This window comes from Burkholderia sp. AW49-1, assembly GCF_053427845.1.
In genome coordinates this window covers 193,368-210,410 of the sequence record NZ_JBSAXF010000009.1, presented here as the reverse complement: position 1 = coordinate 210,410, position 17,043 = coordinate 193,368, and the positions used below count along the sequence as shown (strand labels likewise).

The window sequence follows — 17,043 nt, the reverse complement described above, 5'->3', positions numbered from 1 at the left end:
CGCAAACGTTACGTTACATCCCCGCGCCGGGCGTCTTATTCGTCGGATGATTGTGGCTTGTGCGATCCATTTATTTGCCCTGAAATCCATATAAAACCGTTATTGGCTTGCAATAGGCCGACGAATCAATTCGTTTTATCCGGGTGGCACGCTTCATGCAATCCGTCCCCATGCTTTATCAACGTAGTGCCAACCGAGATGGGGTAAAGATGGGACAAAAGCATAAATTGACGGGTGTGGCGCTGTCGGTCGCGACGGTGTTCGGGGTACTGGCTTCCGGTTCGGCTATCGCGGGGACGCTCGATGCGCTGCCGCTTCCGCAGGTAATCGTGAATCCGCCGACGAACAGCGTCTCGGTCGGGCTGGCCGCGACCGGCACGTCGCCGCTGGGTTCGGTCACCGTGGCGGCGGGCGGATCGGGCGCGATCCAGACGTCGCTGGGTAATCCGGCGCAGGCATTGTCTGGCGCGGTCAACACGCTGCAAGGCGCGCTCGGCGGCGCCGGCGGCACGGTGACGCCGCTGGCGCCGGTGCAAGGCGTGGTGAACCAGGTGACGGGGGCGCTTGGTGGTGGGAATCCGGCCGGTGCGTTGACCGGCGCGCTGGGCACGGCGACGGGGACGTTGAGCAATGCGCTCGGCACGGTCACGGGCGCACTGGGCAACGTTGGCGGCGGCACGAATCCGCTGGCGCCGGTTCAAGGCGCCGTCAACCAAGTGACGGGCGCGCTCGGCGGCGGCAATCCGGCGGGTGCGTTGACCGGTGCGCTGGGCACGGTCGTGGGTGCACTGGGTAACGTCGGCGGTGGGGCGAATCCGCTGGCGCCGGTTCAAGGCGCCGTGAATCAAGTGACGGGCGCGCTCGGCAGTGGCAACCCGGCGGGTGCGTTGACTGGCGCGCTGGGCACGGTCACGGGTGCACTGGGTAACGTCGGCGGCGGTGCAAACCCGCTGGCGCCGGTTCAAGGCGCCGTGAATCAAGTGACGGGCGCGCTCGGCGGCGGCAACCCGGCAGGTGCGTTGACCGGCGCGTTGGGCACGGTCACGGGCGCACTGGGTAGCGTTGGCGGCGGCACGAATCCGCTGGCGCCGGTGCAGGGCGTGGTGAATCAAGTGACGGGCGCGCTCGGCGGTGGCAATCCGGCAAGTGCGTTGACCGGTGCTCTCGGCACGGTCACGGGCGCACTCGGCAACGTCGGCGGCACGAACCCGCTGACACCGATCCAGAACGTCGTCGACCAGGTCACGGGCACGGTGGGCAGCGGCAATCCTGCCGGTGCGCTGAGCAACGCGGTCAATACGATCACGGGGACGCTCGGCAACATCGGTGGCGCGTCGAGCCCGCTGGCACCGGTGCAAGGCGCCGTCACGCAACTCGCCGACACGCTTGGCAACGGCAACCCGGCCAGTGCACTGACGGACGCCGTGAACTCGATGACGGGCGCGCTCGGCAACCTCGGCGGCACGAACCCGTTGGCGCCGGTGCAGGGCGTCGTGAACCAGGTCGTCGGCACGTTGTCGGGCGCCGGCGGCAGCCCGATCGCGCCGATCACGAACCTCGTCAGCGGCCTGCAGAATGCACTGCCGACGGGTGGCAATGCGGCTGGCGCACTGACCGGCGCGCTCGGTTCGGTCACGAGCGCGCTCGGCAATCTCGGTGGCACGAACCCGCTGGCTCCGGTTCAAGGTGTCGTGAACCAGGTGGTCGGCACGCTCGGCAGCGGCAACCCGGCAGCCGCACTGAGCAACGCGGTGAATTCGGTGACGGGTGCACTCGGCAATCTCGGTGGCACGAACCCGCTGGCCCCGGTGCAAGGCGTCGTGAACCAGGTGGTCGGCACGCTCGGCGGCAGCAATCCGGCAGGCGCACTGAGCAACGCGGTCAGTTCGGTAACGGGTGCACTCGGCAATCTCGGTGGCACGAACCCGCTGGCGCCGGTGCAGGGCGTCGTGAACCAGGTCGTCGGCACGCTGTCGGGCGCAGGCGGCAGCCCGATCGCGCCGATCACGAACCTCGTCGGCGGTCTGACCGGCGGCAGCAACCCGGCCGGCGCACTGACCGGTGCACTCGGTTCGGTGACGGGCGCCCTTGCGAACGGTCCGGCAGCCCTCGGGCAGGCGGCCGGCGCACTGTCGGGCGCGGCCGGTTCGACGGCTGCGGCGGGCGGCAGCCTGCTCGGCTCCGGCGCGAGCGCGGCCGGCAGTACGGCGGGCGCGACCGGTTCGCTGGTGTCGACGACCGGCAACGCGACGGCAACGGTCGTCAATGCAGTCGGCACGACGCTGGGCACGGCGCTGGGTTCCACGCCGAGCCTGTCCGTCACGCCGCACTCGGGCAACGGCTCCGCGAACAACCCGCTCGCACCGGTGTCGACGCTACTGCAGGCGGTAACTGGCGCATTGCCGAAGTAACCGGCCGGAACGCGCGGCGGCGGTCCATCATCGCCCGCCGCGCGCAACAGGGCGTACAACGCGGCATGACAGCAATGTCATGCCGCGTTTTTCTTTGGGTTGCCGATGCGTTTCCTGTGAGGAGTGGCGCCGATTTGTGGGGTGGCATGGAATAACTGGTCGGATTCGTCCGTTTACATACCGAGTCTCGGCGCCGCCGGACAGCGGGATAATGGTCATCACGAAGTCGACGTCCCGTCCGGCGGCATCGTGCCGCGACGCCATGCCAAGGAGAACGGGAATGAAGACGATGCTGTTCGCCATCGCGCTGACGGCCGCGATCGCGCGGCCTGCGGCCGCCGAGCCGCCGCAGGCCGGTGACGGGAAACTGGTCGACGAAGATCACATGACGCTGTACGTGTTCGATCACGACGCGCCGGGCAAGAGCACCTGCACCGGCACCTGCGCGGCCAACTGGCCGCCGGCGCTCGCCGACGGATACGACAAGGCGTCGGGCGCGCTGAGCCTCGTCACGCGCGACGATGGCAAGAAGCAATGGGCTTACCACGGCCGTCCGCTGTATCGCTGGAAGATGGACCGCAAGGCCGGCGACGCGGGCGGCGACGGAATCGGCGGCATGTGGCACGTCGCGCGTCCCTGAACACCGACCGACGGACTGACGGCGCGGCGATGCGCGAGGCATCCGGATGAGCTACGAATCGGACCTGCTGGTGTGGCTGCCGCATCTCACGCGATATGCGCGCGCGCTGACGGGCGACCGGGCCTGGGCGGACGATCTCGTGCAGGACACGCTCGAACGCGCGCTGAACCGGCCGCCGCGCGACGGCGGCAACCTGCGTGCGTGGCTGCTGACGCTGCTGCGCCACCGCTTCATCGACCAGTTGCGCGCGCGGCACGAGATCGCGGTCGACGATGCGACCGCGCCATGGCAGACGATGGCCGCGCCGACCGACGAGATCGGCGGCCTGCTGTTGCGCGACGTGCAGCGCGCGCTGTACCGGCTGCCCGTCGAGCAGCGCGAGGTGCTGCTGCTGGTCGCGCTCGAGGAACTGAGTTACCGCGACGCCGCGCAGGTGCTCGGCGTGCCGGTGGGGACGGTGATGTCGCGGCTGTCGCGGGCGCGTGAACAGATGCGTGCGCTGCTGTCCGACGAGCCGCCGGCGCGCGGCGCGGCCGCATTACGGGTGATCGGGAAGACATGATGGACGACGATCCGCGCAAACCTTCGAACGCTCGGGACGGCGGAGCCGACGCGTCGGCGCAACTGCTGTCGGCGCTGCTCGACGGCGAGCTGTCCGGGCAGGAGCGCCGCGAGGTGCTCGAACGGCTGGCGTCCGATCCGCGCGAAGCAAACCGGTTCGCGCATTACCGCGCGCAGCGCGACGCGTTGCAAGCACTGTTCCCGCTGCCGGCCGCCGCACCCGCGCTGTTCGTGCAGCGGCGCGTGCCGCGTTGGCGCGGCGTCGCGTATGCATTCGCGGGGCTGGCGGCCGGGCTGGTGATCGGCGTCGCGCTGCACGCAGGCTGGACGACCTTCGGCGCCGAGCCGGCCTTCGCCGCGCGCGCGGACGTCGCGTACGCCGTGTACGCGGCCGATCGCGAACATCCGGTCGAGGTCGACGCACGCGATCCGGCGCGCCTTGCCGCGTGGCTGTCCGCGCGTCTCGGGCGGCCCGTGCGTGCGCCGTCGCTCGACGAATACGGCTATGCATTGCTGGGCGGCCGGCTGCTGCCGGGCGACGCCGGGCCGGCCGCGCAACTGATGTACCAGCGCGCGGACGGCAAGCGCGTCACGCTCTACATGACGGCCTACGATGCGCGGCGCTTCGCGCCCCGGGCGATGTCCGCCGGCGGCCGCGATACGTACTTCTGGTCCGATCGCGGCATGGGTTATGCGCTCTCCGGACGCGCCGGCGAACGACGCCTGCGCGAGCTCGCGATCGAAGCATGCGGCGCGCTCGGCGGACCGACCGACGTATGGAAGGGGTGACGCGCGCGACATCGGCAGGGAGTCAGCGATGAACACGAAGGCGGTGGCGGTGGCGGTGGCGGTGGCGGTGGCGCTCGTGGCGGGCGCCGGGCTCGCGCGGGCGGACGGCGATGCGCCGGTGCGCGTGCCGGTCGACGCCGACGGCGTGCAGCGGGTGGCGATCGTCGGCGGCAGCTATTTCTTTCGGCCGAGCCACGTGGTCGTTCGCGCGCACGTGTCGGTCGAACTCACCGTCTCGGCCGAGCCGGGCGTCGTGCCGCACAGTTTCGAGATCGACGCGCCGCAGGCCGGCATCGCGGTGCATACCGAGCTGGGCACGACGCCGCGCACGTTGCGCTTCACGCCGACGGCGCCTGGCCGCTTCGCCTACTATTGCACGCATCGGCTGCTGTTCCTGCGCAGCCATCGCGAGCGCGGAATGGAAGGCGTGCTCGACGTCGAGGCGGCGCCGTGATCGCCGCGTTGCTGGCCGCGAGCCTGATAGGAGCGAGCATGACAGCCGATCCCGTGACCATCGCGCAGACACATTTCGACCAGGTTCACTCGTACCGCGCGACGATCCGCTCGTCCGCGCGAAGCGGCGAGCATGCCGAGTTCCACTATGCCTATCTGAAACCCGGTTTCGTCCGGATGGACTTCGTATCGCCGCATCACGGCGCGGTGCTCGCGTACGACCCCGGCAACGGCAAGGTGCGACTGCGCCCGTTCGGCGAACATGCGCTGCCCGCGTTGACGCTGTCGCCGTCCAATCCGCTGCTGCGCGACCGCAGCGGCCATCGCGTCGACCGGTCGGACGTCGGCGTGCTGCTGCACAACGTGCATGCGCTGCAGCAGGGCGGTGCGACCGTGACGGAAGGCAAGGAAACCATTGGCGGGCGCACCACGCTGCGCGTATCGGTGACGGGCGCGCCCGCGCACGTGATCGACGGCGTGCATCGCTATCGTCTGTGGCTGGACACCGAGGACGGCTTTCCGCTGAAGGTCGTCAGCTTCGCTGATGACGACGGCGCGCCGCTCGAAACGGTCACGCTCGACGACGTCGAGATCGACGTCGCGTTTCCCGCCCGCTTTTTCTCGCCCTGACCGCGCTTGTGACCCCGATTCTGATTCGCGCCGGAGGCAGCATGGCGGAATACCGGTTTTCGACGACATGGCGCGTGGACGCGCCCCTCGCGGCCGTCTGGGACGCGATCTACCAGGTCGATCGCTGGCCGGACTGGTGGAAGAGCGCCGTGCGGACCGTCGAGATCGAGCGCGGCGACGCGCGCGGCGTCGGCGCACTGCAGCGATATACGTGGAAAGGCGCGTTGCCGTACCGGCTGACTTTCGACATGCGCGTGCTGCGCGTCGAGCGGCCGCATGTGCTCGAAGGCCGCGCGAGCGGCGCGATCGAGGGCGACGGCCGCTGGTCGTTCGCCGGCGACGGCGCGCGCACCGTCGTGCGCTATGACTGGCACATCCGCACGCGCGAGCGCTGGATGAATTGGCTGGAGCCGATCGCGCGCCCGCTGTTCGCGTGGAATCACGACGTCGTGATGCGCGAAGGCGCGAAAGGCCTCGCGCGGCTGCTCGGTGCGATGGTCGAGACCGACGGCCGAACGTTTCAGCCGGTCGCGGGCTGCCCGGACATGTGACGATCGCTTGGCCGCGGTTTGGGCCCCTGTCGCGTCCGGGCAGCCATTTTCACGCGATGCCGGACGACCGCGGGAACTCGGTGCTCGCCCCCTGTCAAATTGGGGCGAGGGTCGGGATATCCCGTATCCCGCCCGCTCCCGGACAGCGGGACTGACACATATGTAGTTGTTTTCAATGGAATTTTTCAGCCAATCCCCGTTTTTTCACCGTTCCGCCCTGCACGAAAAAACCTCCGGTTCCCCTTCTTGAATTTGTCAAAACCCGTCCATATAATTAGCACTCGCTGCACGAGAGTGCTAACAATTCTCTGCCGGGCGACCCGCCGGGCAGATTCCCTAAGCGTTCTTCAATCTCAGTCAAGAGAGGAGTGAATATGAACCTTCGTCCTTTGCACGATCGCGTGATCGTCAAGCGCCTGGATCAGGAAACCAAGACCGCCTCGGGCATCGTGATCCCCGACGCAGCAGCTGAGAAGCCGGATCAAGGCGAAGTCCTGGCCATCGGCCCGGGCAAGCGCGACGACAAGGGCGCGCCGATCGCGCTCGACGTGAAGGTCGGCGATCGCGTGCTGTTCGGCAAGTACGCTGGCCAGACCGTCAAGGTCGACGGCCAGGAACTGCTGGTCATGCGTGAAGAAGACATCATGGCCGTGGTCAACGCCAAGTAAGCGTCCACTGACGGCACATATTCCCAAGAATTCAAGGAGTTAGAAGATGGCAGCTAAAGACGTCGTATTCGGCGATTCCGCCCGTTCGAAGATGGTCGAAGGCGTGAACATTCTCGCCAACGCAGTCAAGGTCACGCTGGGTCCGAAGGGCCGCAACGTCGTGCTCGAGCGCAGCTTCGGCGGCCCGACGGTCACCAAGGACGGTGTGTCGGTCGCGAAGGAAATCGAGCTGAAGGACAAGCTCCAGAACATGGGCGCGCAAATGGTCAAGGAAGTGGCTTCCAAGACCAGCGACAACGCAGGCGACGGCACGACGACGGCAACCGTCCTCGCGCAATCGATCGTTCGCGAAGGCATGAAGTACGTCGCATCGGGCATGAACCCGATGGACCTGAAGCGCGGCATCGACAAGGCAGTCGCAGCGGCTGTCGAAGAGCTGAAGAAGATCAGCAAGCCATGCACGACGAACAAGGAAATCGCACAGGTCGGCTCGATCTCGGCGAACAGCGACACGTCGATCGGCGATCGCATCGCTGAAGCAATGGACAAGGTCGGCAAGGAAGGCGTGATCACCGTCGAAGACGGCAAGTCGCTCGCCGACGAACTCGACGTCGTCGAAGGCATGCAGTTCGACCGCGGCTACCTGTCGCCGTACTTCATCAACAACCCGGACAAGCAAGTCGCCGTCCTCGACAACCCGTTCGTGCTGCTGCACGACAAGAAGGTGTCGAACATCCGTGATCTGCTGCCGGTGCTCGAGCAAGTCGCGAAGGCTGGCCGTCCGCTGCTGATCATCGCTGAAGACGTCGAAGGCGAAGCGCTCGCAACGCTGGTCGTCAACAACATCCGCGGCATCCTGAAGACCGTTGCGGTCAAGGCGCCGGGCTTCGGCGATCGCCGCAAGGCCATGCTGGAAGACATCGCGATCCTGACCGGCGGTCAAGTCGTCGCGGAAGAAACCGGCCTGACGCTCGAGAAGGCAACGCTGGCAGAACTGGGCCAGGCGAAGCGCATCGAAGTGGGCAAGGAAAACACGACGATCATCGACGGCGCAGGCGAAGCCGTGAACATCGAAGCGCGCGTCAAGCAAGTTCGCACGCAAATCGAAGAAGCGACGTCGGACTACGACCGTGAAAAGCTGCAAGAGCGCGTGGCCAAGCTGGCCGGCGGCGTGGCAGTGATCAAGGTCGGTGCTGCGACCGAAGTCGAAATGAAGGAAAAGAAGGCACGTGTCGAAGACGCACTGCACGCAACGCGCGCAGCTGTGGAAGAAGGCATCGTGGCAGGCGGCGGCGTTGCGCTGATCCGCGCTCGCACCGCGATCGCAGGCCTGACCGGCGCGAACGCCGACCAGAACGCCGGCATCAAGATCGTGCTGCGCGCAATGGAAGAGCCGCTGCGCCAGATCGTCACGAACGGTGGCGAAGAAGCGAGCGTCGTGGTGGCGGCAGTTGCTGCAGGCACGGGCAACTACGGCTACAACGCAGCAACGGGCGAGTACGTCGACATGGTTGAAGCCGGCGTCGTCGACCCGACCAAGGTCACGCGCACCGCACTGCAGAACGCAGCGTCGGTTGCAGGCCTGCTGCTGACGACGGACGCAGCTGTCGCAGAACTGCCGAAGGAAGACGCACCGATGCCGGGCGGCATGCCGGGCGGCATGGGCGGCATGGGCATGGACATGTAATCGACTTCGGTCGATGGCGTCCGGGGCGCGCAGCGATGCGCGTTCTACCCAAAGGAAAAGACCCGCAGCGATGCGGGTCTTTTTTTATGCGTTCGATGGTTGCGAGACCCGGCCGGTCAGCGGGCAACTGGAGCATGATTTCGACGCAGGTCAGACACTGCATCGCGCGCAGCCATCTGAGGGCAAGAATCGGTATCCCGGTTCAGTCGGCGGGCCGATTGGAAAAGTGGCACCGGATGGCTCAGGGAGTTGGATGTCGTGGTGTGCTCAGCGGCGGCTGGTTTTTGAGCGATACCGCGGCTCAAACGGACAAGCTCTGCCCATTGCAGCCGCGCTATTCAGTGACAGATCTTGTGCTTGCAGGGCTATTGTCATTCTTATGCTGCTTCTGCTGGCCTATCTTGGTTTGGTGCGCGCTTCCTCACCTTCCAGATATTCGCTGTGGGCATTTCCACGATCCGGTGCAGGACATAGGCAACTCCAACCGCAAACGTGAGAGCGATAGCGGCCGCCTGGTAGTACCTGAAATGGTATGCCATTAAAAGGCGGATGATTGCGTAGCCGGTCACCGCATGCACGAGATAAAGCGGATAGCTGATGTCGGCAAAAAAATCGACAATCTTCAGTGGCCTAAAGCGGTCTCGAAGCAGGAAGCAGAACGAAAAAACCACCAGGGCATAGAAGTAGTTGACCGGTGTCGCCCAAAACTGGCCGGCCAAGGACGTATGCGGCCACGACGCTAGGAACGCAATGAAGATCGCAACGGCCGAGCCAAATAAGGTGGTGGTCGAGATACGCTGATTCAATCGGAAATTGAACAAGGTTCCGATGAACAAGAAGCTGACCATCATGAGTTGGTACTTGAAAAAGACGAGCATTACTGGCGTAGAACCTACATGGACTGTGTCCCACGACTCGGGCCACCACGTGACGAGAGCCATAACGACAAGCGAGAAGTTCACCAATGCAAGGGCCGATGCACGTTTGATGAATGGCCACATGAGCAAGGCCGCGACGTAGAACAGCACCTCGATACACAGTGTCCAATTGACCATATCGATGCTCGGGACGTTCATCTGCTCGTGGAGCAGCAGCAGATTCCACGTTATCTGATTCGGGGTGATGTAGAACTTGCTTCCCCAATGTTCCGTCGACAGATGGATGGCGGCCAATGTGAGCAAGGTGGCCGTCCAGTACGTTGGAAAAATTCTGAACAGCCGCGCTGCAAGAAATTTCATTCTTCCCAGCTTCTCTAGGGAGAATGGGATGACGAAGCCGCTGATCAGGAAAAAGACCGCGACGCCGAACGGACCATAATTGAACGTAGGCGCGACGAAAATATATGGGAAGATACGCGGCGCACCGCCTTCCGCCACCGGTGCACCGATCGTGTGAGCGACAACGTCACGACCGAACCAGTAAACGCCGAGATAGTGAGCGATGACGACTGACATCACGGCCAGGCCTCGTAGCTGGTTCGCAAATACGATTTTTTCGCTTTTCTTTATTAGTGTCATGTTGTTATGGTCGCGGTGCTTTAAAGCGCGAATATACCACTCGCATGAATTTCGATACCCGGAGTCGGCGCTGTAAGCGCGATCCAACCGCATCGCGGTATCGCGAATACATCGCAGCGCGTCGCTAGGCTGAAAACTTAGCCGCAGTTCTGGTGAGCGTGACCCGCTTATACGGTTCTGACTCAGTCAGTGTCCGAGAGGCCCATTGGTGACGATATCCCGTCCCCGAAGCCAATCGATCACGATTGCGACGTATGGGGACAGCCGTGCGCTACGTCAGTCGTCTCAATGTCGGTGCGACGTCCTCGGCGCCGAATCGGCCTTCACGGCCCGCGGCGTGTCCGTTTCATCGTTGCTGCGCGCCCAGAAGAACCGGTCGGGCAGGTACGCGCCCATGCCGGGCCGGAACGCGTCGCGGACGGCCTGGTACAGGTATTCCTGCGCCTCGCGCACCGCTTCGGGCGGCTCCTGACCGTTCGCGAGCAGTGCCGCGATCGCCGCGCCGAGCGTGTCGGTGATGCCCATCAGCCGATGCGGCGAGCGATCCCACATGTCTTCGCGAAGCTGGCCTTCCTCGCCGTACAGCGTGTTGACGAGCCGGTGCGAGCCCGTTTCCGACGACAGGATGTATTCGCAGCCCTGCGACAGCAGGTGCGACACGGCCGCGTCGAGATTCGGCGCCTCGGCATCGCCGTCCGGCTGCGCGAGCGCGATCAGCGTCGCGTGGTCGGCGACCAGCAGCGTCGTCTGCGGCGCGAGCAGGTCGGCGATCGATTCGCGCAGGTCGTCGGCGGCGAGCACGTGCTCGTCGTCGAGCGTGAAGTCCGGTGCGAGCACGAGCGGCACGCCGTCGTAGTCGGCGACCACTTCCGCGATCGCGCTCACGACTTCCGCGCGCGTCGCGGCGCCGATCTTGAACGCGGCGACCGGCATGTCCTCGAGCAGCATGCGCGCCTGGGCGGCGACGACATCGGGATCGAGACCGGTCACTTCGTCGCAGGCGGCGGAGTCGCGCACGGTGTAGCCCGTCAGGACGGACACGCCATGACAGCCCATGCTCGCCAGGGTCATCAGATCGGCTTGGAGGCCGGAGCCGCCGGTGGGATCGGACAGGCCGAAGGTGAGGACGATCGGAGGGGCGTTGCTGGACATGTAAAAATGGGGCAAGAAAAAAACGGGGAAGCGACAGAGCTGCGGACGGCGAGGCGAATCGGGCGTTTGGGCCCCGTGTTGCCCGGCAGGCCGCACTTTTCAGCCATTATGCGGCGGAATCCGGCCCGCACGACGGAATTTTTAGCGCAGCGCAACGTAGTCGTCGGACTCCAGTGCGATTGCTAGGCAGTCCGGCCCCGACACGGTACCATCATGGCTCCCGAATTTACCGACTTTTCCCCGACGCGGCTTAAGATGGAATACAAGAGCTGGATGTGCCTGATTTGTGGCTGGATTTATGACGAAGAAGCCGGGCTGCCCGAAGAGGGCATCGCCCCGGGCACGCGCTGGGAAGACGTCCCGATCAACTGGACGTGCCCCGAATGCGGTGCTCGCAAGGAAGACTTCGAGATGGTCCAGATCTGACCGGACCCTTGGCCCACGGACACACCGCTTCGGCCTCGCGTTTGCCCGGCGCTCGCGCGTCGCGGCTGGCGCGAGCGACTTGACGATGACAGGCGCGCGTGTCCATGACGTCCGATCCGGCGAACGTTTCCCACCCTGACGCACTGCCCAACCCGCGTGGCGGGGCCGTGCGCGCGGCCGACGCGTGGCTCGCGGCGGCCGCCGATGCATTCCAGCAGCGGGACGACGCGGCCGCGCCGCTGTCGGCCGCCGCCGCCGTGCTGGCGGAGGCCGGTTGGCTGCCAGCCGCCCGTTTCGCCGGGCAACTGGCCGCCACGGTGCCGCTGGTCGCCGCCGAACCGGCTTCCGCCGCGTGGCGTCTCGCGCTGAGCGATTTCCGCGCGGCGGTCGAGCGCCACAATCTGCGCGAGCTGGCCTGCTCGCCCATCCTGTTCGAACATTTCCGTGCGCTGCGCGCGCAAAGCGCGGCCGACCTGCACGCGAGCGTGCAGGTCGACGTGCTGGCGCTCGTCGGGCGCGCGATACCGCCGGCGACGCTGCGCGCGCTGCCCGACGCATTCACGAGCCGGGCGCGGGCCCGTTACGAGCAGGCGCTGCTCGGCGTGCTGCGCGCACCGCCCGGCACGCAGGACGCGGCGCTCGACGAACTCGACACGATCCTGACCGCGCTGGCCGACGGCGCGCCGTACGATTTCTGGCGGCTCGCCGCCGCGTGCCTGCGCGCGCTGCGCGCCAGCGCCGCGCCCGAACTGAAGCGTTTCCTCGCACGCACCAACCTGCTGCTCGGCGAGCACGCGCAGGGCAGGCGCAGTGCGCCGCCGGCGCTCGTGCGCGAGACGGTGGCGCTGCTGTGGCGCGATTTCGCGCTGTTCGGCGCGGCCGCGGAAGACGTCGCGCTCGTCGACGTGCTGCACGACTATGGGCTGACCGTGGACTGGCACGTCGCCGGCACGCCCGCGTCCGAGGCGCTGTGGGAGGCCGACGCCGCGCGCGCCGAGCACGACGCCGTCGCGACGGCGCCCACCCGCATGCTGGGCGTCGTCACCGTCAACGCTCATGCGTATGAGGATTTCCTGCAGACCGCCGACGCGTCGATGGCCGATCTGGCCGTCGATCCGGCCGCGGCCGATGCAGGGGCCGCATGGCGCGCATCCGCGGCCGCTTACCGGGTCGGTACGGCCGCATGCGCGCTCGGGCTCGGCCACGCGGCGTTGCTGGCCGACACGCTGGGGCTCGCGTGGCGTCGTGCCGCGCACGGCATGCCGCTCACCGACGGCGGTTTGGACGCACACGCCCGCGCGTCCGACATGCTGCGCGCCGCGCTGCTGAAGATCGCCGCGGGCATGGCACCGCCGGACCTGACCGCGGCGTCCGAAGCGCTCGGCGCGGCGCTCGGCCGGACGTGACGCGCAGCGGGGCGCGACCGCGGCGGCAACCCTTGCCGGGCGGCCCGGTAACACGCTGCCGACAGCACCCGCGCGCGTGTTAGAGTGCCGTGTGATCCGCGCGCGTCGTTGCCAGCGTCGTGCGGCGTTGCTTGTTGATCGCGGCCCGGTCAGGTCGCGGCGTCTTTGCTAAAATTCAAACCATGTCAAAGCCTTCCGATCGCATCAATCTCACCAACCAGTTCCTGATCGCCATGCCGAACATGGCGGATCCGACGTTTTCGGGAACGGTGGTCTATCTTTGCGATCACAGCGAGCGCGGCGCGCTCGGCCTCGTCATCAATCGTCCCACCGACATCGACCTCGAATCGCTGTTCAACCGCATCGACCTGAAGCTCGACATCGAGCCGCTGCTGCACATCCCCGTGTACTTCGGCGGTCCGGTCCAGACCGAGCGCGGCTTCGTGCTGCACGAGCCGGTCGAGGGCGCGAACTACAACTCGTCCATGTCGGTCGAGGGCGGGCTCGAGATGACGACGTCGAAGGATGTGCTCGAGGCGGTCGCGACGGGCACCGGCCCGAAACGCTTCCTGCTGACGCTCGGCCATGCAGGCTGGGGCGCCGGTCAGCTCGAGGAAGAAATTTCCCGCAACGGCTGGCTGACCGTGGCCGCCGATCCCCGCATCGTGTTCGACACGCCGGCCGAGGAGCGCTTCGAAGCCGCGCTTGGCCTGCTCGGCGTCAGCTCGTCGATGCTGTCCGGCGAAGCAGGGCACGCATGAGTGGCGCGAGCGCGCGCGATGCGACGCTCCTGGCGTTCGACTATGGCGAGAAGCGGATCGGCGTCGCGATCGGCAATGCGCTGACGCGTTCGGCCCGCGCCCTCGTCGTGATTCCCAACCTGAACCGCGAGCACCGCTTCAAGGCGGTCGGCGAACTGCTGGCCGAATGGCGGCCGGACGCGCTCGTCGTCGGCCTGCCGATGCATCCGGACGGCACGCCGCACGAGATGACGCAGCAGGCGAAGCGCTTCGGCAACCAGCTGAACGGCCGCTTCGGGTTGCCCGTCACGTGGGTCGACGAACGCTATTCGTCGGTCGAGGCCGAGGCCGGGCTGCGCGAGCGCAACGTGCGCGGGCGCGCGCGTGCCGAGATGCTCGATGCCGAGGCCGCGCGCGTGATCCTTCAACAGTATCTCGATCAATTGTCCGACCATGAGCACCATTGACGCCGACGCGCTCTACCGCGTCCTGCTCGACCAGATCCGCGACGCATACGGCACGGCCTTCGCCGAGCCGGGCGGCCCGCGGCTCGCCGGCATTCACAGCGGCGGCGCCTGGCTCGCCGAGCGCCTCGCGCGCGATCTCGGCGCGCCGGGGTTCGGCGTCGTCAACGTCGCGCTGCATCGCGACGACTACGCGAAGAAGGGGCTGCACAGCCAGGCGAGCCCGACGTCGCTGCCGTTCGAGGTCGACGGCGCGCGCATCGTGCTCGTCGACGACGTGCTGTACACCGGCCGCACCGTGCGCGCCGCGCTCAACGAACTGTTCGACTACGGCCGTCCGGCCGCGGTCGAGCTTGCGGTGCTCGCCGATCGCGGCGGCCGCGAGCTGCCGGTCGCCGCGCGCTTCGCGGGCGGCACGCTCGACGTGCCGGCCGATGCGACGCTCGTGCTCGCGCGCGACGAGGCCGCGCAGCTGACGCTGCGCATCGAGGCGCACGGCGCCTGACCGAACCGCGAAACCGTATCCCGGGCCGCCGGTTCGTACCGCGGCCCGTTTGCATAGTTGGAATCACGCACACCATGACCACCGACACCACTGGCCGCACCGGCAATCCCGCTGCGGCCGCGAGCCCCGAGCGGTTCCGCTACGGTTTCCTGAAGGGCAACCCGCAGCTCACGAAAAACGGCGAGCTGAAACACCTGCTGTCGATCGAGGGGCTGCCGCGCTCGATCGTCAATCACATTCTCGATACGGCCGAGCAGTTCGTCAGCGTGACGGACCGCGAGGTGAAGAAGGTGCCGCTCCTGCGCGGCAAGTCGGTGTTCAACCTGTTCTTCGAGAACTCGACGCGCACACGTACGACCTTCGAGATCGCCGCGACGCGCCTGTCGGCCGACGTGCTGAACCTGAACATCAACGCGTCGTCGACAAGCAAGGGCGAGTCGCTGCTCGACACGATCAACAACCTGTCGGCGATGCATGCCGACCTGTTCGTCGTGCGCCACGCATCGAGCGGCGCACCGTACCTGATCGCCGAGCACTGCGCGCCGCACGTGCACGTGATCAACGCCGGCGACGGCCGACATGCGCACCCGACGCAGGGCCTGCTCGACATGTACACGATCCGTCACTACAAGCGCGACTTCACGAAGCTGCGCGTGGCGATCGTCGGCGACATCCTGCATTCGCGCGTCGCGCGCTCGGACATCCACGCGCTCACCACGCTCGGCGTGCCGGAAGTGCGCGCGATCGGCCCGCGCACGCTGCTGCCGGGCGGTCTCGAGCAGATGGGCGTGAAGGTGTTCCACAACCTCGACGAAGGGCTGAAGGGCGTCGACGTGATCATCATGCTGCGCCTGCAGAACGAGCGGATGAGCGGCGCGCTGCTGCCGTCCGCGCAGGAATACTTCAAGACCTGGGGCCTGACGCCCGAGCGCCTCGCGCTCGCCGCGCCCGACGCGATCGTGATGCACCCGGGCCCGATGAACCGCGGCGTCGAGATCGACTCGCAGGTCGCCGACGGTCCGCAGTCGGTGATCCTCAACCAGGTCACGTTCGGCATCGCCGTGCGGATGGCGGTGATGGGCATCGTCGCCGGCAACAGCGACTGAGCCCGCCTTCGCGCATCCTTATTCACGCAATCAACGCATTCACAGACAGCGCATGAAGATTCATATCCAAGGCGGCACGCTGATCGACCCGGTCGCCGGCACCGAACGGCAGGCCGACGTATTCGTCGCGGACGGCAAGATCGCCGCGCTCGGCACGGCGCCGGCCGGTTTCAACGCGGAGAAGACGATCGACGCGACGGGCCTGATCGTCGCCCCCGGTCTCGTCGACCTGTGCGCGCGACTGCGCGAGCCGGGCTACGAGCACAAGGCGACGCTCGCGTCCGAGATGGCCGCGGCCGTTGCGGGCGGTGTCACGACCCTCGTGTGCCCGCCGGACACCGACCCCGTGCTCGACGAGCCGGGCCTCGTCGAAATGCTCAAGTTCCGCGCCCGCAACCTCCACCAGGCGAACGTCCATCCGCTCGGCGCGCTCACCGTCGGCCTCAAGGGCGAAGTGATCACCGAGATGGTCGCGCTGACCGAGTCGGGCTGCGTCGGCTTCACGCACGCGAACGTGCCGGTGCGCGACACGCAGGTGTTGCTGCGTGCGCTGCAGTACGCGAGCACCTACGGTTACACGACATGGCTGCGTCCGCTCGACGCGTTCATCGGCCGTGGCGGTGTCGCCGCGAGCGGCGCGCTCGCGTCGCGGCTCGGGCTGTCCGGCGTGCCCGTCGCGGCCGAGACGATCGCGCTGCACACGATTTTCGAACTGATGCGCGTGACGGGCGCGCGCGTGCACCTCGCGCGCCTGTCGTCGGCGGCCGGGCTCGCGCTCGTGCGTGCGGCGAAGGCCGAGGGGCTGCCCGTGACGTGCGACGTCGGCGTGAACCACCTGCACCTGATAGACGTCGACATCGGCTACTTCGATTCGCAATTCCGGCTCGACCCGCCGCTGCGCGGCGAGCGCGATCGCGAAGCGATCCGCGCGGCGCTTGTCGACGGCACGATCGACGCGATCTGTTCCGATCACACGCCGGTCGACGACGACGAGAAGCTGCTGCCGTTCGCCGAAGCGACGCCGGGTGCGACGGGGCTCGAACTGCTGCTGTCGCTCACGGTGAAGTGGGCCGATGAAACGAACACGCCGCTCGCGCAGGCGCTGCGCCGCATCACGGCGGCGCCGGCCGACGTGCTGCAGTTGCCGGCAGGCCGTCTGGCCGAGGGCAGTGCGGCCGACCTGTGCGTGTTCGACCCGCGCGCGCACTGGCGCGTCGAGCCGCGCGCGCTGAAGAGCCAGGGTCACAACTCGCCGTTCCTCGGCTACGAACTGCCGGCCTGCGTGCGCACGACGCTCGTGGCGGGGCAGGTCGCGTTCGAGCGCCACTGAACCACGC

General features: G+C 67.0%; 18 protein-coding genes. 16 read left to right on the top strand and 2 right to left on the bottom strand.

What is annotated here, in order from left to right:
* The first annotated feature begins 209 nt into the window (after nt 1-209).
* From ACV22W_RS16795 to groL, 9 genes are all read left to right on the top strand, one after another.
* Nucleotides 210-2,411 (top strand): beta strand repeat-containing protein, encoded by a 2,202-nt coding sequence (locus ACV22W_RS16795; protein WP_448020550.1) that lies wholly within the window; start codon nt 210-212, stop codon nt 2,409-2,411.
* A gap of 280 nt (nt 2,412-2,691) precedes the next feature.
* The gene (locus tag ACV22W_RS16790; protein ID WP_059530421.1) at nt 2,692-3,051 is read left to right on the top strand and encodes a COG4315 family predicted lipoprotein; all 360 of its coding nucleotides are present in this window, start codon (nt 2,692-2,694) and stop codon (nt 3,049-3,051) included.
* Between the two features lie 46 nt (nt 3,052-3,097).
* Entirely contained in the window at nt 3,098-3,613 is a 516-nt protein-coding gene (locus ACV22W_RS16785) for a sigma-70 family RNA polymerase sigma factor (protein ID WP_059530417.1), read from the top strand.
* On the top strand, nt 3,613-4,401 hold the full coding sequence (locus ACV22W_RS16780; RefSeq protein WP_448020548.1) for an anti-sigma factor family protein: 789 nt from the start codon (nt 3,613-3,615) through the stop codon (nt 4,399-4,401). The genes ACV22W_RS16785 and ACV22W_RS16780 overlap by 1 nt, the downstream gene beginning before the upstream one ends.
* Nucleotides 4,402-4,429: 28 nt before the next feature.
* Nucleotides 4,430-4,855 carry a quinol oxidase gene (locus ACV22W_RS16775; protein ID WP_448020546.1) on the top strand — a complete coding sequence of 142 codons (426 nt, stop codon included), beginning with the start codon at nt 4,430-4,432 and terminating at the stop codon, nt 4,853-4,855.
* A complete protein-coding gene (locus tag ACV22W_RS16770; RefSeq protein WP_448020544.1) occupies nt 4,852-5,484 on the top strand; it encodes a LolA family protein in 633 nt (210 codons plus the stop codon). The genes ACV22W_RS16775 and ACV22W_RS16770 overlap by 4 nt, the downstream gene beginning before the upstream one ends.
* A 41-nt stretch (nt 5,485-5,525) precedes the next feature.
* Nucleotides 5,526-6,035 (top strand): SRPBCC family protein, encoded by a 510-nt coding sequence (locus tag ACV22W_RS16765; protein WP_448020543.1) that lies wholly within the window; start codon nt 5,526-5,528, stop codon nt 6,033-6,035.
* A gap of 374 nt (nt 6,036-6,409) precedes the next feature.
* Nucleotides 6,410-6,703 carry a co-chaperone GroES gene (groES, locus tag ACV22W_RS16760; RefSeq protein WP_004186661.1) on the top strand — a complete coding sequence of 98 codons (294 nt, stop codon included), beginning with the start codon at nt 6,410-6,412 and terminating at the stop codon, nt 6,701-6,703.
* Nucleotides 6,704-6,749: 46 nt separating this feature from the next.
* Nucleotides 6,750-8,390: a chaperonin GroEL gene (gene groL, locus ACV22W_RS16755; RefSeq protein WP_044846298.1), complete on the top strand. Its 1,641-nt coding sequence runs from the start codon at nt 6,750-6,752 to the stop codon at nt 8,388-8,390.
* Nucleotides 8,391-8,767: 377 nt separating this feature from the next.
* Here the strand turns inward: groL and ACV22W_RS16750 are convergent, their stop codons facing one another.
* Together ACV22W_RS16750 and ACV22W_RS16745 are read right to left on the bottom strand one after the other, a co-directional pair.
* Nucleotides 8,768-10,000: an acyltransferase family protein gene (locus ACV22W_RS16750; protein ID WP_448020541.1), complete on the bottom strand. Its 1,233-nt coding sequence runs from the start codon at nt 9,998-10,000 to the stop codon at nt 8,768-8,770.
* 192 nt (nt 10,001-10,192) lie between these two features.
* A complete protein-coding gene (locus ACV22W_RS16745) occupies nt 10,193-11,059 on the bottom strand; it encodes a hydroxymethylpyrimidine/phosphomethylpyrimidine kinase (protein ID WP_448020539.1) in 867 nt (288 codons plus the stop codon).
* A 255-nt stretch (nt 11,060-11,314) separates the two neighbouring features.
* On the opposite strand from ACV22W_RS16745, the gene ACV22W_RS16740 reads away from it, so the two are divergent.
* The 7 genes from ACV22W_RS16740 to ACV22W_RS16710 all read left to right on the top strand — a co-directional run bounded on the left by ACV22W_RS16740 (nt 11,315) and on the right by ACV22W_RS16710 (nt 17,036).
* Entirely contained in the window at nt 11,315-11,485 is a 171-nt protein-coding gene (locus ACV22W_RS16740) for a rubredoxin (RefSeq protein ID WP_004186709.1), read from the top strand.
* 104 nt (nt 11,486-11,589) lie between these two features.
* Nucleotides 11,590-12,891 carry a hypothetical protein gene (locus tag ACV22W_RS16735; RefSeq protein WP_448020537.1) on the top strand — a complete coding sequence of 434 codons (1,302 nt, stop codon included), beginning with the start codon at nt 11,590-11,592 and terminating at the stop codon, nt 12,889-12,891.
* A 182-nt stretch (nt 12,892-13,073) separates the two neighbouring features.
* Nucleotides 13,074-13,652 (top strand): YqgE/AlgH family protein, encoded by a 579-nt coding sequence (locus ACV22W_RS16730; RefSeq protein ID WP_006751106.1) that lies wholly within the window; start codon nt 13,074-13,076, stop codon nt 13,650-13,652.
* Nucleotides 13,649-14,098: a Holliday junction resolvase RuvX gene (ruvX, locus tag ACV22W_RS16725; RefSeq protein ID WP_059530402.1), complete on the top strand. Its 450-nt coding sequence runs from the start codon at nt 13,649-13,651 to the stop codon at nt 14,096-14,098. Before ACV22W_RS16730 ends, ruvX begins: the two co-directional genes overlap by 4 nt.
* On the top strand, nt 14,085-14,600 hold the full coding sequence (pyrR, locus tag ACV22W_RS16720; protein WP_059538920.1) for a bifunctional pyr operon transcriptional regulator/uracil phosphoribosyltransferase PyrR: 516 nt from the start codon (nt 14,085-14,087) through the stop codon (nt 14,598-14,600). The genes ruvX and pyrR overlap by 14 nt, the downstream gene beginning before the upstream one ends.
* A 74-nt stretch (nt 14,601-14,674) precedes the next feature.
* Nucleotides 14,675-15,706, top strand: a complete 1,032-nt coding sequence (locus tag ACV22W_RS16715; protein WP_044846292.1) for an aspartate carbamoyltransferase catalytic subunit — start codon at nt 14,675-14,677, stop codon at nt 15,704-15,706.
* Nucleotides 15,707-15,758: 52 nt separating this feature from the next.
* Nucleotides 15,759-17,036: a dihydroorotase gene (locus ACV22W_RS16710; RefSeq protein WP_448020536.1), complete on the top strand. Its 1,278-nt coding sequence runs from the start codon at nt 15,759-15,761 to the stop codon at nt 17,034-17,036.
* The last annotated feature ends 7 nt before the right edge of the window (nt 17,037-17,043 follow it).